This window comes from Luteimicrobium xylanilyticum, from assembly GCF_009429125.1.
Lineage (GTDB): Bacteria > Actinomycetota > Actinomycetes > Actinomycetales > Cellulomonadaceae > Luteimicrobium > Luteimicrobium xylanilyticum.
Window position 1 is genome coordinate 748,175 of record NZ_CP045529.1, and the last position, 15,486, is coordinate 763,660.

The window sequence follows — 15,486 nt, forward strand, 5'->3', positions numbered from 1 at the left end:
CCCTCTCACTGCCATCTGTTCTTCCTCCCTGTTGCCCCGTTACCGGACCGCGACGCGTGCGCGTCGCGGCCCGGTGGCCGACGGGGGTTCGGTCGGCGTCACGTCCTCGTGCACCGTCCCGTCATCGGCGCGCACCTCGAGCGTGCACGCGGCCCTGCGGCCGAGTCCTCACCGCGGCCCATGCGGCCACGCCGGCGCCCGCCGCGACGAGCGCGGCGACAGCCGCGACCAGCGCGCGGTGGCGCGCCAGGGCGGAGCCGGCCGTGGCGTTCCCCGCCTGCCGGCTCGCCTGCAGCGCAGCCCCGTCGCCGAGAGTGCCGTCCGCCGTCACGTCCGACGCAGCGGCGCTCGTCGCGGCAGTCGGGCTCGTCGACGCGCTCGGCGTCGGCGTGGGCGTGGCGCTCGGCGTCGCGCTCGGCGAAGGACTGGCCTTCGCGGTCGCCGCGCTGCCGGCGCCCGTGCGCGGCTTCGACGTGCCCGTGCCGGCCTTCGTGGAGCCGTGCCCGCCGCTCGCCGCCTGGCCACCACCCGTGGTGCCCGCGCCGGCCGACCCGCTGCCACCCGACGTGGCCTCGGCCGATCCCGTCGTCGAGCCGCTCGAGCCGGAACGGAGCGGTGCGCCGGTCCGTTGCACGGCGCCGACGTCGCACGCGGCGGTCCGGGCCACCCCGCGCTGGTCGGTCGCCTCGCAGCCTTGGCCGGCCCTGAGGACGGCGCTGTTCTTGGCCGGCATCATCGTCGCGGTGGGGCCGCCGTTGGCCGCGAGCTTGCCCAGCTTCGGGTTCTTGGCGATGACCTGGGGCGCGCAGTCCTTGGACGTGTCCTTGCCGCCCGAGCCCCACTGCACGACGTTCGACCCGCTTCCCGTGTTGTTGCAGGCCTGCGCGAGGTGCCACTGGTTCCCCGAGGTGTTGCCGCTGAGGACCGTGTTGTTCAGCGTGAAGTTGCTCCCGAAGATCGCGCCGCCCTGCTCCTCGGCCGTGTTGTTCGCGAACGTGACGTTGGTGTCCCGGTGGCCGTCGCCGAAGATCGCGCCGCCGTAGGTGGCGCTCGAGTTTCCCTCGAACGTCGTGTTGTTGATGTCGCAGTTGGGCGCGCAGTCGAGGTAGAAGCCGCCGGCGTTCCCGCCCGACGTGTTGGAGGTGACCGTGGTCTGGGAGATCGTGATCTGGCCGACGGTGCGGCCCTGGTAGTCACCGACGCTCACGCGTGCGGCGCCGCCCGCGCCGTTGCTGGTCCTGGCGTGGTTGTCCTCGAAGGTCGTCTTCCGGATCTCGATCGAGTCGGGCGCGTACGTCCACAGGTAGGCACCGCCACCGTTGTGCTCGCTGGTGTTGTGCGCGATCCGCAGTCCGCAGAGCTCGAGCTTGCCTCCGGTGAAGGGGGACGCGCCGTCGGTCGCGATCGCACCGCCGTCGCCGGCGTGCGGCTTGTCGACGACGGAGTTGGAGGTGAAGGTCGAGTTCATGATGGTGAGCGGGGACAGGAGGCTGTAGACCGCCCCGCCCTCCCACGAGGTGTTGTGGTCGAACGTGCTGCCGACGATCGTGAGCGTGCTGTCGGTGTTGACGGCGACGGCCCCGCCGCCGTACCCGGCCGAGTTGCCCGAGAACGAGCTGTCGATGACCTCGACCCGCGACTTGTACTGGCCCGCCACCGCGCCGCCGGCTCCGACGCCGCGGTCGGACGACTGTGCGGCGGCGCCGTTGACGAAGCGCAGACCGCGCACCGACAGCGTGGTGCCGTTGTCGGCGACCACGATGCGGTTCTTGTGGAGGCCGTCGAGCGTGACCTTGCCGCCACCGTCGATCACCGTGGTGTCGTTCACCGTGATCGCGGGGGAGACGTCGATGGTGGCGTGGCTTCCGCAGTCGAACGTGATGTAGCCGCCGTTCGCGACCGCGGACCGCAGCGCGTCGTCGGTGCAGCTCCCGGCCGTGCCGTGACCCACCACGTGGTGTGCCGACGGGAGCGAGATGCGCGCGGGTGCGCCGCAGATCGCGGCAGCGGAGGCGACCGAACCGGTCACGGTAGTGAGCACGAGGGCCCAGAAGGCCAGCGCGAGGGCTGACGAGAGGGTTCTGAGATGACGTGACGGCATGAGTTCTCCGGGACGGATAGACGGGGAAGGGCGGGGCCGCCCCCGGCGTCTCGAAGGTACGGCTCCGCTCAGGAGGCGCAGCCGGATCTGACGGGATAACGGAAATGGCGTCCCGATCTCGCCGTGTCGCCGCACTCAGCTCCCCCAGGGTGCGCGCACGAGGAACCCGCTGCTCGCCTTGAACGCGGCGGTGCCGTCCGGGACGTCGAGGTAGAGCCCGCCGTCCCGGGAGTGGACGACGAGAGCGGGATAGGCCCGCGGGACGAGGGCGATCGCGCCCTTGGCACCTGCCGTCGGGCAGAAGGTGGCGTCGTCACGGAAGAGGTCGGTGCCGTTGCGCTCGTCGAGCCTCAGCCGCAGCTCGTAGTGCCGCAGATAGCGCCCGTCGGAGGCGACGAGACTCACGCAGTCATGGTCGGCAAGGCCACGCACCACGGTGAAGGTGGCGTCCTTCTTGGCGGCGGCGGTGCTCGAGCGGCCGATCTCGGAGATTCCCGCCTCCTCGTCGCCTGCCGTGAGGTAGGACCCAGGGGTGCCCTCGAGCTCGAGCGAGTGGCGGCCGAGCGGCACGAGCCCGCCCACGAGCTCGGTGGCGACGGTGGGGGAGGCGGTCGGAGTCGGTCGTGCGGTCGGGGCGCTGCTCCGGGTCGGGTGCGGCGTCGGCCGCGAGGTCGGGTGGGTCGTCGGGCGAGGGGCGGCCGACGGGCGCACCGCGGGGGCGGCCTGCGGTCCGGCCGCTGCCACCGTGGGCGCAGGGTGGTGGTGCGAGCTCGCCTCGTGGATGCCTCCGACGGTGCCGCCGACGACGGTCGCTCCGGCGGCGACCCACAGCAGCGGGTGCGCCGCGAGCTTGGCGAGGAGCGTCGCGTGCGCGGCATGGCTGCTTGCCGAGGACGCGGCGACGTGACCGGCGGCCGTGGCGCCGCCCCACAGGCCGTGGCTCGTGCTCACGAGCGCCGCCAGCGCGACCGGAACCACGAGGGGCGCCGTGTCGAGGATCAGCCGGTCCGCCGGTGCGAGGCCGGCGCCGAGCGGTGCGCACACCGGGCAGCGGCGCACGTGCCTCGCGACGCGCTTGCGCCAGACGGAGGTGGGCGTGCCGTCCCAGCCCCGCACGGTCGCCTCGAGCTCCGGGCAGCGGGGTTCTGCCTCGAGCGCGGCGACGTTCGCCCGTGCGGTCTCGAGCTGCTCGCGCATGCGCTGCAGCCGGACGGCGGCGTGGGCGGGTGACGTGCCGATCGACGCGGCGACCTCGCCGCGCGTGATCGTGCCTGCGAGCTCCTGCCACCACAGCGCGAGCAGGACCCGCGCCTCACGGTCGAGCCAGCGCGAGGCCTCGGCGACCTGGCGGCGCTGGCGGGAGATCTCGAGCCGCAGGCCGGCGTGCTCGGCGACGTCCTGAGGATCCGGTTCCAGCTCCGCGTCGGCGACGTCGCTGAACCGGGTCGCGGCGGCGCGGTGGGTGCGCCAGAACGTCCTGACCTGCCGCAGCGCGACCGCCACGGCCCACGCGCGGAAGCTCTCGGGCGACCGTAGGGCAGGGAGGTCGCGCACGACACGCAGCAGGGTCTCCTGCACCACGTCGTCGACCTCGGTCCGACCGTCCAGCGCCCGGCCGACGATGTTGTAGAGGAGCGGGAGGTACGCGGCGACGAGCGCGTCGCGCGCGTCGGTGTCCCCGGCTTGGGCGGCCCGCACGAGTGCGGCCGCCTCGTGGTCCTGGTCGGCCCTCGGGACGAACCCCCGGGGGCGCGGGTGCAGCGCCGTGGTGCCGGAGCGTGTCGCTCGATCCATCGTCGGTCCTCCATCAGACGGCGGGTGGGGCGAGACACGGCAGCGGACCTTCCGGCCGCCCGGGAGTGCCGCTGCCGTGCTCCCCGCCGTCACGGGCGGCGGGTCCGACCGCGAGGCCGGACCCACCGCCGTCACGACGGGTTGGCGACCACGATCTTCTCGGTGACCGTGGTCTTGTTCCCGCTCGTGTCCGTCGCCGTCGCGAGCAGGGTGTGCGTACCGTTCTTCACCGTGGTGGTGTCGAACGAGTAGGTCATGGTGCCGGCCTCGGGCTCGTACGCGTACTGCAGCCCCGCGGAGTCGAGCCGCAGGTTGTACGCCTTGAGCCCCTGGCCCTTCAGCGAGACCTTGACGGTCACCTTCCCCGACACGGTGGCGCCGTCCGCGGGCTTCACGATCTTGAGCCGCGGGGGGTTGTTGACGGTGAACGACACGGTGTTCTCGGTAGTCTTCCCGTTCTTGCCGACCGCGTCGATCTTCAGCCCGTACACCCCGTTGGCGAGGTCACGGGTGTCGACCACGAGGGTCGGCTTGAGACCGCTGTTCGTGCTGCCGGCGGCCTTCGTGTTGTCGGTGACCCACACGTGCGACGCGCCCTTGTTGAGCTCGATATAGGTGTAGGACACGTCGGACGCGGGACCGGCGAGCGTGACCTTGAACGTCTTCTTGCCCGAGACGGTCGCGCCGTCCGCGACGGAGACCTTGTTGATCACCGGCCCGGTCGTCGTGTCCGCCGCTGGCGCGAAAGACCAGCTGTCGACGTCGAAGAGCTGGTCGGTGCCCGAGCCGCTGAACGTGAAGAACACGTCGTGGACCCCGGTGACCGTACGGGTCAGCTCCGCGGACACCGTACTCCACGACGTGCCGTCGCCGGCAGGCACGTCGAGCGTTCCCACGACGTCGCCGTCGGTCGGGTCGTCGAGCCGGAGAGTGACCTTGCCACCCGCCCTGGCGCGGACGGCGGCGGAGAGCTTGACCGCGCCGGTCTTGCCCTCGCTCCCGAAGTCCACGTCGCCCAGCCCGGTCCACTCGCCGTCGTTGACGTTCGTCAGGACCTGGTCCCCGGTCGTGTCGGAGAGGTCCTTGGGCCCGACGCGGATCCCGGAGTCCGCCTTGTAGGCGTCCTGGATCCCCGAGTCCCAGCCGATGGTCTCGGCCTGCACGGTCTGGTACGGGTCAAGGTCCTTGAGCTGCGACACGCCCTTGTACGTGCCCGTGACGTTCCCGAGCGAGCCGTCGGCGTTCACCGTCAGCTTGTCGATGTGGGTCGAGCGGTACTCGTGCTCCTTGTCGAGCGAGCCTCCCTTGACGAGTGCGGTCTGCAGGGCCTGCGAGTGGTACGTGATGTACCACTGGTCCCCGAGCTGGAAGATCGCGTGGTGGTTGTTGCCGCCGGCGCCGAAGAACGCGGACGGGTTGTCGAGGATCGTTCCCTGGTAGGTGAACGGTCCGGTCGGGCTCTTCGACGTCATGTAGGCGATGGTCCCGGTCGGGATCTGCTGCCCGTCGATCGTCGAGGAGTGGGAGAAGTTGGTGCAGTACGAGTAGTAGTACGTGTCACCGATCTTGTTGATGCCCGAGTCCTCGAACATGGCCGGCGCGTCGATGGTCTCGGCCGAGCCCACCGTGCTGGTCATGTCCGCGCCCAGCTTGATGACGCGGGACGACTTCGGGTGATCGGTCTGGTCCGCCGACGACGTCCCGTCGGTCGACGGCACGCCCCCGCCGAAGTAGAGGTACGCCTGGCCGTCGTCGTCGACGAGGACCGCGGGGTCGAACATCCACACCACGCCGGACGTGCCGGGCGTCGAGGAGCTCACCAGCGCCTTGCCGATCGGGTCCTTCCACGGACCGGTCGGCGAGTCGGACGTGAGGACGCCGATCCCGCCACCGCTGTTGGCGAAGTACAGGAAGAACTTCTCCTTGCCGTCGATCGTCCGGTGCACGACCGACGGGGCCCACGAGTTGCTCGCCCAGGTCGCGGCGCCGTGCGAGCCCGCCACCTTGACGGTTCCCTCGTTGGTCCAGTTGACCATGTCGTCCGACGAGATCACGTTGATGGTCTGGATCTTGCCGTACGAGTTGTCCTTGATGTTGCCGTCGGCGTCCTTCTCCGGCTCCTGCACGACGTTGCCGTCGGAGTCGATGTACGACGCGTCGCCCGTCATGTACTCGTAGACCCGGCCGTCGTAGGCCATCGCCCACGGGTCCGCGCCGTACTCGTAGTCCATCAGCGGGTTGCTGTTGCCGACCGTCTTCGCGGGCAGCGCGTCACCGTCCGGGTGGGTCGAGCCGCCGGTGTCGGACGCCTTCACCGAGACGTCGTCGACCCAGAAGTCCATCAGGTCGTCGGTCTTGCTCGGGTCGGCGGTCCAGGTGGTCTCGAGGAAGACCTGGGCGGTCGAGGGGTCGAAGCCGCTCGCGGGGACCGTGTAGGTGCCCGAGATTGTCGTCCACTCGCCCTTCTTCACGGTCGCCGACGCCATGATGTAGGCCTTGGCGGCATCTCGGATGGTGACGTTGAACTGCTTCGTGTCCGGTCCGGTCGTGTACTTGACCTTGGCGGAGACGTCGTACGACGCGCCGGCCTTCACCTCGTTCGCGAGGCTCTGGATCGGGCCGTCACCGGTGTTGGTGCGTCCCGTGACGTGCACGCTGCACGCACCCGACGCCTTGTCGTCGGCGGTGACCGTCAGCGTGGCGTCGCCGTTCGCGGTCCACGGCGCGACCTGTCCGGTCTCCCAGCCGCCGTTGTCGACGAGCCCGCCGTCGAAGGTGGCCCCGCTCGCGCCCTTGACCGAGATGTCGTCCACCGCGTAGTCCATGAGGTCGGTGGTGGGGTCGGGGGTGGAGGTCCACGGCGTCTCGGTGTAGAGCACCGCTGTCGACGGGTCGAAGTCCGAGGACTTCACGGTGTACGTGCCCGTGATCGTGGTCCACTGCCCCTTCGTGACCGTCCCCGACGCGAGCTGGGCGCCCTTGTAGGAGCTGTCGAGCGCGGTCAGGTAGAAGGTCTTGGTGGCCGGCCCGGTGGTGTACTTGATCCGCGCCGACGACGTGTAGGTCTGTCCGACGACCAGCTTGCCCGCGATGCTCTGCCGGGGGCCGCTGCCGGTGGTGGTGCGGTTCGACACGTCGACGCTCGAGTCGCCGTCCGCCGGGTCCGTCTTGTCGAGGGTCAGCACCGAGCCGTCGCTGCCGGTCCACGGGCTGAGCGAGCCCTCGAAGCCGCCGTTCTGGACGAGCTGCTGGTCGTCCGCGATGCACGAGGTCGGCGGGGTGACGTCCTGGCCGATCTGGTCGCTCACGTGGAACCAGTCGGCGTCCACGTACCCGCCGGTGGTCTGGGTGGCGTAGTTGAAGATCGCGAACCGGTACCCGACGAACTGCGACAGCAGGTACTCCATCAAGACGTCGTCGCCGATCTTGGTCCACTCCTTGCCGTCGAGCGAGTAGTAGAACGACGCCTTGTTGGCGAAGCTCTTGTAGTTCGCGTCGACCTTGAGGTAGACGGTGCTGGCCGACAGCGGTACGGCGGTGCTCGTGTACGCCACGTTCCCGCTGCTGTCGGCGCGCCGCATGACGAGCGTCTTCTTGCCGTCCTTCATCTCGACGGCCACGTAGCCGTACTTCTCCTGGTAGGCGGAGAGCCCGGTGACGTCGCCGTCCTTCATGTGCGACACGTCGAGCGAGACGGCGCCGGAGCTGGTGGGCCCGTAGGTGCGCTGGGTGAGGGTGTTGCGTGCGTCGAGGATGCTCGTCGCGACGCTGCCGGTCGTCAGTCGGAGGTAGCCCGGCCGGTCCGTCAGGGACCAGTAGCGGTTGTCCGGGTTGTGGTTCCACTGCCACTGGAGCTTGAGGTTGGAGCCGTTGTTCGCGTTCTCCGGGGAGGAGATCAGGCTCGCCCCGTTCGGGGTGTTCCAGTAGCCGGCCTCGGTCGTGCTGTTGTCGAACTCGTCCGAGGTCACGATGCCGGCGGTGGTCGAGGTGTCCGACGACGTCGAGCCACCCGGACCGGTGGCCGTCTCGGAGAGGTCGTACACCGGCCAGCCGTCCTCCCACGTGACGTGCGCGAGCTGCGGCGACCGGCCCACCGGGCCCTCGTCCTGGAAGATCATGCTGTACCACTGGCCGTCTCCGGCCTGGACGACACCGCCCTGGGCGGCGCCGTCTCCGGCCTGGCCCTCGACCTTCGGCGTCTGGTCCAGGACGACCTTGCCCTCCCAGGTCCCGCCCTCGGACTCGGGCGTCAGCGACTTGGAGCGCCAGACGATCTCCTGGCGGTGGCCGCCCGACGGCCACTGGATCCGGAAGACGTAGTAGTAGTCGCCGATCTTGTAGGCGTGCGAGCCCTCCGAGTTGAGGCCGCCCCCCGAGCCGACGTTGGCGTCGCTGACGAGGGTCGTCGCGGCGCCGTCCCACGAGAACGTGCCGTCGGACGCCTGCTTGAGCTTGCGCAGGGTGATCTTGCCGCCGTCGTACACCAGGTAGGCGTCGTCGCCGTCGAACAGGAGGGACTGGTCGTGCGCGTAGCCGTCGAGGACCGACCTGGTCCAAGGGCCCTTCTCGATGCTCTTCGTCGAGTAGATGTAGGTCTTCCCGGTCGTCAGGCTCCCGACCGAGACGTAGAAGGTGCCGTCGTGGTACTTGATGCTCGCGGCCCACGTCCCCTGGGCGTAGGCGTTCTTCCCGTTGCGCAGGGCGAGCGCGTCGGTGTTCTCGAGGATCGGCGCCGTGTAGTCGACGATCGTCCAGTGGACGAGGTCGGTCGACCGCATGATCGGCACGCTCGGCTCCATGTGCATGGTCGTGCTGACCATGTAGTAGTAGGTGCCGTCGTAGGCGATGTCGGGGTCGGGGACGTCCGCGAACATCACCGGGTTGGTGAACGTGCTGTCACCGGCCGCCGCCTGGACGGCGCTCGGGCTGACGGTGCTCGCCTGGGCCGGCACCGCGCCGGCGCACACGAGCGCGCCGACCGCTGCCAGAGGAACCAGGTGGCGCCACAAGGCCACGGATCTCATCAGATTCTGCTCCCTTGCGATGAATCAGATCCCCCACCTGCGAAGGAGCGGTCGGAGCGCCGCGTGCGGGCGCCACGAGGGTGGTGTGGCTGCCCGGTCCGTGCGGGTGTGTTCACGACGGGCTTCGTTGCCCACGTGCGTGCTCCTCTGGTGCGTCCGCTCCGCCTCGGTGAGGTTGGATGGGTGGTGCAAAGTGAGCGCTAACATCGCGCGTTGGATTAGAGTATCGCTTGAACAAAACGTGTCAAGGGTTACGGCGGGGTCGAAGGGCGGGCGCGCCGCGCGCCCGATCCGGTGGCCGGTGGTCCGGCCCCGGTCAGGGGGTCCCGCGGTCGGGGTGCGCCAGACCTGTCGCGCCGGTGACCGCTGCCAGGACGGCCTCGTAGCTCGCGGTGCGGGCCGGGAACGAGCCGTTGTTCCGACCGTGCCGCAGGACCTCGACCCGGTCGGCGACCGCGCGGACGTCGTTGAGGTTGTGGCTGATCAGCACGACGGCGTGCCCGAGGTCCCGCAGCGCCTGGGTGTGGCTCAGGACCTCGGCGGTCTGGGTGGCCGACAGCGACGCCGTCGGCTCGTCCAGGACGATCACCCGGGGGCGGCCCAGCATGGTCCGTGCGATCGCGACCGTCTGCCGCTGGCCGGCGGACAGGGCCGACACGGGCGTACGGATGCTCGTGATCCGCGAGCTCAGGCTGAGCAGGATGCGACGCGCCTCGTCCTCCATCCGGGCGTCGTCGAGCGCACCCGGCAGCGCGCGCCCGAAGGCGCCGGTGCGGCGGACCAGGCGGCTGTGCTTGCGCAGCTCCCGCCCCAGGAACAGGTTCTGCACGACGTCGAGGTTGTCGCAGAGCGCGAGCTCCTGGAAGACCGTCGCCACGCCCAGCGCGTGCGCCGCGGACGGCGTGGGCACGGTGACCTCCTCGCCGTCGATCGCGATGGAGCCCGTGTCGGGCTGGAGCACGCCGGCCACGATCTTCGCGATCGTCGACTTGCCTGCTGCGTTGTCCCCGACGAGGGCGACGACCTCCGACGCGTGCACGTCGAGGTCCACCCCGGAGAGCGCCTGGACGTGCCCGAACGACTTGCTGATGCCCCGCAGGGAGAGCATGGGGATCCGGGGGGCGGTCACGAATCGGTTCCTTCGTCTTCTGGTTCGGTGGGGACGACGCGGGTCTCCCGGCGGGCGAGCTCGAGCGCACCGAGGAGGGGTGCGCGGGTGCCGACCGTCCCCGCGAGGACCTCGACCCCGCCGAACTCGTGCCGGAGGTAGACCCGCTCCACGGCTTCCCGGATCGGCCCGACGACGACGTCGCCCGCCTCCGCGAGCTCCCCGCCGACGACGACGCGCCGCGGGTCGAAGGCCGTCACGAGGCTGCCGGCGACCTCCCCGACGCGCCTGGCGGCGTCCGACAGGACGCGCTCGCACCCGGAGTCGCCCTGGGCCGAGAGGCGGACGACGTCGCGCAGCGTGAGGTCGCCGTGCGACGTGCGGAGCGCGCCGACCAGCGCGGCCTCGCCCGCCTCGGTGTCGAGGCAGCCGCGGTTCCCGCACCGGCAGACGGGCCCCCGGGGGTCGACCTGGATGTGCCCGATCTGGCCCGCGGTGCCGGAGGATCCCCGGTACACGCGACCGCCGAGGACCAGGCCGGCGCTGACCTCGTGGGACAGCTGCAGGTAGAGCATGTCCGTAAGGTCGTCGACGGGGCCCTGGGCGAGCTCCGCGAGCGCCGCGAGGTTGGCGTCGCTGTCGATGTGGACCGGCCGCGCGAGCCGCTTCTCGAGCACCTGTGCGACTGGCACGTCACGCCACGAGCGGAGCGCGCCCGGCGCGAGCACCAGTCCGGTCCCGCGGTCGACCGGGGCGCTGATCGCGACTCCGATCGCGCGGAGCTCGCCGATGTCGGTGCCGAGGTTCTCGAGGAGCCCGACGAGGATGAGCGCGGCCCGGTCGAGGGTCGTGTCGGCGCGGTGGTCGGGGGGCAGCGGAAGGTCGCGCTCGGCGATCACGGCGTGGGCGAGGTCGCCGAGCGCGACCGAGAGCGTGCGCGCGCCGACGTGCAGCGCGGCGACGACGCCGACCTGGCGGGCGATGCTGACCTCGAGCGCGCGTCGCCCCGAGCGCGAGGTGGGCTCGGTCGCGAGGACGCCGTCGGCGACCAACGTCTTGACGATCGTCGAGACCGTGGCGGTCGACAGTCCGGTGGCAGCAGCGAGCTCGACCTGGGTGAGGCGACCGAGGTGCTTGACGGTGTCGACGATCCGCTGGCGGTTGGCCTCGCGGAGCGAGGCCTGCGACCCGGGAGAACGAGGGACGCTCTTGGCTCCCGTCGCGCTCATGGCAGACCTCCCCTTCGCGGTGCCCGTCGACGCACCTGCCGACGCCCGCGGACATCCTAGCGACGCGGGCCGGGTGACAATCGTTCGACTTTCGAACACAAAATGGTAACGGCCCCCCGGTTGCGCTTGAACCTCGAACGCACGGTGTCCTACAGTCGCAGCCGACCCGCCCGGCGTTGGACAGATCCGCGCCGATGCGGAAGGGGCGCAGTGCCCCGGGACCTCGACGGAGAAGGATGGGACGATGAAGTCTTGGCGCAAGGTCGCCGTGGTGGCGACGGTAGCGATGGCGTTCGGCACGCTCGGTGCGTGCTCGTCGACCCGCAGCGACTCGGGCGGCGACAGCACCTCCGCCGCCCCCTCGGACACGCTCGTCGGCATCGCGATGCCGACGAAGTCCCTCGAGCGGTGGAACAACGACGGCTCGCACCTGCAGGACCTCCTCAAGAAGGAGGGGTACAAGACGACGCTGCAGTACGCCGACAACAAGGTGGACCAGCAGATCACGCAGATCCAGAACATGGTCAACGACGGCGCCAAGGTGCTCGTGATCGCCTCGATCGACGGCACGGCACTCGGCCCGGTGCTGCAGACCGCGGCCAAGGACGGCGTCAAGGTCATCGCGTACGACCGTCTGATCAACGACACCCAGAACGTCGACTACTACGCGACGTTCGACAACGAGCTCGTCGGCAAGCTGCAGGGCGAGTACATCGAGAGCGCGCTCAAGCTCAAGGACGGCAAGGGCCCGTACAACATCGAGATGTTCGCCGGCTCGCCCGACGACAACAATGCGAAGTTCTTCTTCAAGGGCGCCTACGACGTCCTGAAGCCCTACATCGACTCGAAGAAGCTCGTCTCGCCGTCGGGCAAGATCCCCGCGTCGGCCGACAAGTGGACCCAGATCGGTATCCAGGGCTGGGACTCGTCGAAGGCGCAGGCCGAGATGGAGAACCGTCTCAACTCGTTCTACAAGTCCAAGAAGGTCGACGTCGTCCTGTCGCCCAACGACTCGCTCGCGCTCGGCATCGAGCAGGCGCTCCAGGGCGCCGGCTACAAGGCCGGCGACGACTGGCCCGTCATCACGGGCCAGGACGCCGACCTGGCGAACGTCAAGAACATGCTCGCGGGCAAGCAGTCCATGACGGTCTGGAAGGACACCCGCACGCTGGGTGACCAGGTCGCGAAGATGGTCGACCAGATCGTCAAGGGCGAGACGGTCGACGTGAACGACACCGACTCGTACAACAACGGCGTCAAGAACGTGCCGTCGTACCTGCTCAAGCCGCAGGTCGTCACGAAGGACACGGTCGAGTCGACGCTCGTGAAGTCGGGCTTCTACTCGGCGTCCGACCTCGGGCTCTGATCGCGCGGCCGGGGCCCCGGGGCTCGCTGCGGCGAGCCTCGGGGCCCCGGCCTGAGCGGGGGACCTGGTCGAGAAGGAGGAGGGCACTGTGCCCAGCAGCACGCACGCGGACCGCGAGGACCTGATCCTCGAGATGGTCGACATCACCAAGACGTTCCCCGGAGTGATCGCGCTCGAGGACGTGAGGCTGCAGGTCAGGCGCGGAGAGATCCACGCGATCTGCGGCGAGAACGGCGCGGGCAAGTCCACGCTCATGAAGATCCTGTCGGGGGTCTACCCGCACGGCAGCTACGACGGCACGATCCGGCTCAACGGCTCGGAGGTCGAGTTCCGCGGGACCAAGGACTCCGAAGAGGCGGGCGTCGTCATCATCCACCAGGAGCTCGCCCTCGTGCCGCGGCTCACCCTCGCCGAGAACATCTTCCTCGGCAACGAGCGGTCGAAGCGCGGGATCATCGACTGGCACGCGACGCGTGCCGAGGCGGCCAAGCTGCTCACCGACGTCGGGCTCTCCGAGTCGCCCGACACGTTCCCCGTGGACATCGGTGTCGGCAAGCAGCAGCTCGTCGAGATCGCCAAGGCGCTCAGCAAGAAGGTCGACCTCCTCATCCTCGACGAGCCCACCGCGGCCCTGAACGAGGAGGACAGCGAGCACCTGCTCGACCTGCTCCGCCTCTTCCGCTCGCAGGGCATCACCTGCATCTACATCTCGCACAAGCTGAGCGAGGTCGCTGCGATCTCGGACCGGGTCACCGTGCTGCGCGACGGGCGGACCATCGAGACGCTGGACCTGCACGGGCCCGAGCCCGTCACCGAGGACCGGATCATCCACGGCATGGTCGGGCGCTCGCTCGAGCAGCTGTTCCCGGACCGCGAGAAGCACGAGCCGGGAACTGAGGCGCTGCGGATCGAGCACTGGACCGTGCACCACCCGATCGACACGTCGCGCAAGGTCGTCGACGACGCGAGCCTTACGGTCCGCCACGGCGAGATCGTCGGGCTCGCCGGCCTCATGGGTGCGGGCCGCACCGAGCTCGCGATGAGCGTCTTCGGGCGGTCGTGGGGCACCGGGATCTCGGGGAAGGTCTTCCGGGACGGCGAGCAGGTCAACCTCCGCACCGTCCGGGACGCGATCGACCAGGGGCTCGCCTATACCACCGAGGACCGCAAGAGCCTCGGCCTCAACCTGATCCAGACGATCCGGGAGAACGTCTCGGCCGCCGCCCTCGGCAAGGTGTCGAACGCGTTCGGGATCGTCCGTGCGGGCGCGGAGGAGCAGGTCGCCGAGCGCTACCGCAAGGACTTCCGGATCAAGGCGCCGTCGGTCGAGTCGGTCGTCGGGAAGCTGTCGGGGGGCAACCAGCAGAAGGTCGTGCTCTCGAAGTGGGTCAACACCGAGCCTGAGATCCTGATCCTGGACGAGCCGACCCGAGGGATCGACGTCGGCGCGAAGTACGAGATCTACACGATCATCAACTCGCTCGCGGACGCCGGGAAGGCGGTGCTCGTCATCTCGTCCGAGCTGCCCGAGCTGCTCGGCATCTGCGACCGGATCTACGCGATGAGCCAGGGGCGGATCACCGGTGAGGTGTCCCGCGAGGACGCGACCCAGGAAGAGCTCATGCGCTACATGACCAAGGAGAGGGTCGTCGTCGGCGGCCCCGCGAAGGGAGACCTCTGATGGACGTCGTGCGGGAGTACTTGGGACGCAACGTCCGCCAGTACGGCATCGTCGCAGCGCTCGTCGTCATCGTCCTGCTGTTCCAGGCGATGACCGACGGCAGGCTGCTCAGCCCCAACAACGTCGCGAGCCTGATCCAGCAGAACGCGTACGTCATGATCCTCGCGATCGGCATGGTCATGGTGATCGTCGCGGGCCACATCGACCTGTCGGTCGGCTCGGTCGTCGCCTTCGCTGGAGGCCTGTGCGCGATCATGATGAACCACTGGCACTGGTCGGTGCCGGTGGCGATCGTCGCTACGCTGGTCGTGGGCGCGCTGGTGGGCGTCTGGCAGGGGTTCTGGATCGCGTACGTCGGCATCCCGGCGTTCATCGTCACCCTGGCGGGCATGCTGATCTTCCGTGGCCTGGCCATCGTGCTGGTGGGCGAGACCGTCGCGCCGCTGCCCAACTCGTTCAACGACATCGGTAACGGCTCGCTGCCGAACTTCCTCGGCTTCGCCGGCAACCTCGACGTGGTGACCGTGGTCATCGGCGTGATCGCCGTCCTCGGGCTCGTCTGGTCGCAGTTCCGCTCGCGCCGCAACCTCGTGCGCCACAACCTCTCGGTCGAGGCGCTGCCGGTCTTCGTCGGCAAGCTCGTGATCCTCGCGGCGCTCATCGCCCTCGTGACGTACTGGCTCGCGCTGTCCAAGGGCGGCACGCCGATCGTCCTGGTCATCCTCGGCGTCCTGGTGCTCGGGTACACGTTCGTGCTGAGCCGCAGCACCTTCGGCCGCCACATCTACGCGGTCGGTGGCAACCGGAGCGCGGCCATCCTCTCGGGCGTGTCCGCCCGTCGCACGGACTTCGCGATCTTCGTCAACATGGGTGTGCTCGCCTCGGTCGCCGCGATCGTGACGACCTCGCGCGCCGGCGCCGGCGTCGCGGCCGCGGGCACCAACTACGAGCTCGACGCGATCGCCGCGTGCTTCATCGGCGGCACGGCCGTCGCCGGTGGCGTCGGCAAGATCTCCGGCGCCATGATCGGTGCGCTCATCATGGGCGTGCTCAACATGGGCCTGTCGATCATGTCGGTCGACGCTGCCTGGCAGCAGACCATCAAGGGTCTCGTGCTGCTCCTCGCGGTCGCGCTCGACATCATCGGCAAGCGCCGCTCGTCGCTCACCTGACGACGGGCTCG

At 69.8% G+C, this 15,486-nt stretch carries 8 protein-coding genes; 3 read left to right on the forward strand and 5 right to left on the reverse strand.

What is annotated here, in order from left to right:
* Nucleotides 1-121 precede the first annotated feature (121 nt).
* The 5 genes from KDY119_RS03195 to KDY119_RS03215 all read right to left on the reverse strand — a co-directional run bounded on the left by KDY119_RS03195 (nucleotide 122) and on the right by KDY119_RS03215 (nucleotide 11,256).
* Nucleotides 122-2,029, reverse strand: coding sequence for a choice-of-anchor Q domain-containing protein (locus KDY119_RS03195; protein ID WP_227994503.1), 1,908 nt, complete (start codon nucleotides 2,027-2,029; stop codon nucleotides 122-124).
* A 207-nt stretch (nucleotides 2,030-2,236) separates the two neighbouring features.
* Nucleotides 2,237-3,895 (reverse strand): sigma-70 family RNA polymerase sigma factor, encoded by a 1,659-nt coding sequence (locus KDY119_RS03200; RefSeq protein WP_153021925.1) that lies wholly within the window; start codon nucleotides 3,893-3,895, stop codon nucleotides 2,237-2,239.
* Between the two features lie 131 nt (nucleotides 3,896-4,026).
* The gene (locus KDY119_RS03205; protein ID WP_083891048.1) at nucleotides 4,027-8,919 is read right to left on the reverse strand and encodes a family 43 glycosylhydrolase; all 4,893 of its coding nucleotides are present in this window, start codon (nucleotides 8,917-8,919) and stop codon (nucleotides 4,027-4,029) included.
* A gap of 316 nt (nucleotides 8,920-9,235) precedes the next feature.
* On the reverse strand, nucleotides 9,236-10,048 hold the full coding sequence (locus KDY119_RS03210) for an ATP-binding cassette domain-containing protein (protein WP_036953520.1): 813 nt from the start codon (nucleotides 10,046-10,048) through the stop codon (nucleotides 9,236-9,238).
* Entirely contained in the window at nucleotides 10,045-11,256 is a 1,212-nt protein-coding gene (locus KDY119_RS03215; protein WP_051136816.1) for an ROK family transcriptional regulator, read from the reverse strand. Before KDY119_RS03215 ends, KDY119_RS03210 begins: the two co-directional genes overlap by 4 nt.
* Nucleotides 11,257-11,500: 244 nt before the next feature.
* Between KDY119_RS03215 and chvE the strand changes: the two genes are divergently transcribed.
* From chvE to mmsB, 3 genes are all read left to right on the forward strand, one after another.
* Nucleotides 11,501-12,622, forward strand: coding sequence for a multiple monosaccharide ABC transporter substrate-binding protein (gene chvE / locus KDY119_RS03220; RefSeq protein ID WP_036953517.1), 1,122 nt, complete (start codon nucleotides 11,501-11,503; stop codon nucleotides 12,620-12,622).
* A gap of 133 nt (nucleotides 12,623-12,755) precedes the next feature.
* On the forward strand, nucleotides 12,756-14,303 hold the full coding sequence (gene mmsA, locus KDY119_RS03225; protein WP_036954026.1) for a multiple monosaccharide ABC transporter ATP-binding protein: 1,548 nt from the start codon (nucleotides 12,756-12,758) through the stop codon (nucleotides 14,301-14,303).
* A complete protein-coding gene (mmsB, locus tag KDY119_RS03230; RefSeq protein WP_036953514.1) occupies nucleotides 14,303-15,475 on the forward strand; it encodes a multiple monosaccharide ABC transporter permease in 1,173 nt (390 codons plus the stop codon). Before mmsA ends, mmsB begins: the two co-directional genes overlap by 1 nt.
* Nucleotides 15,476-15,486 lie beyond the last annotated feature (11 nt).

Excerpts from the sequence above, each read along its gene's own strand:
- KDY119_RS03200 (WP_153021925.1), bottom strand. The coding sequence starts at position 3,895 with ATGGATCGAGCGACACGCTCCGGCACCACGGCGCTGCACCCGCGCCCC.
- KDY119_RS03205 (WP_083891048.1), bottom strand. The coding sequence starts at position 8,919 with ATGAGATCCGTGGCCTTGTGGCGCCACCTGGTTCCTCTGGCAGCGGTC.
- KDY119_RS03215 (WP_051136816.1), bottom strand. The coding sequence starts at position 11,256 with ATGAGCGCGACGGGAGCCAAGAGCGTCCCTCGTTCTCCCGGGTCGCAG.
- chvE (WP_036953517.1), top strand. The coding sequence starts at position 11,501 with ATGAAGTCTTGGCGCAAGGTCGCCGTGGTGGCGACGGTAGCGATGGCG.
- mmsA (WP_036954026.1), top strand. The coding sequence starts at position 12,756 with ATGGTCGACATCACCAAGACGTTCCCCGGAGTGATCGCGCTCGAGGAC.
- mmsB (WP_036953514.1), top strand. The coding sequence starts at position 14,303 with ATGGACGTCGTGCGGGAGTACTTGGGACGCAACGTCCGCCAGTACGGC.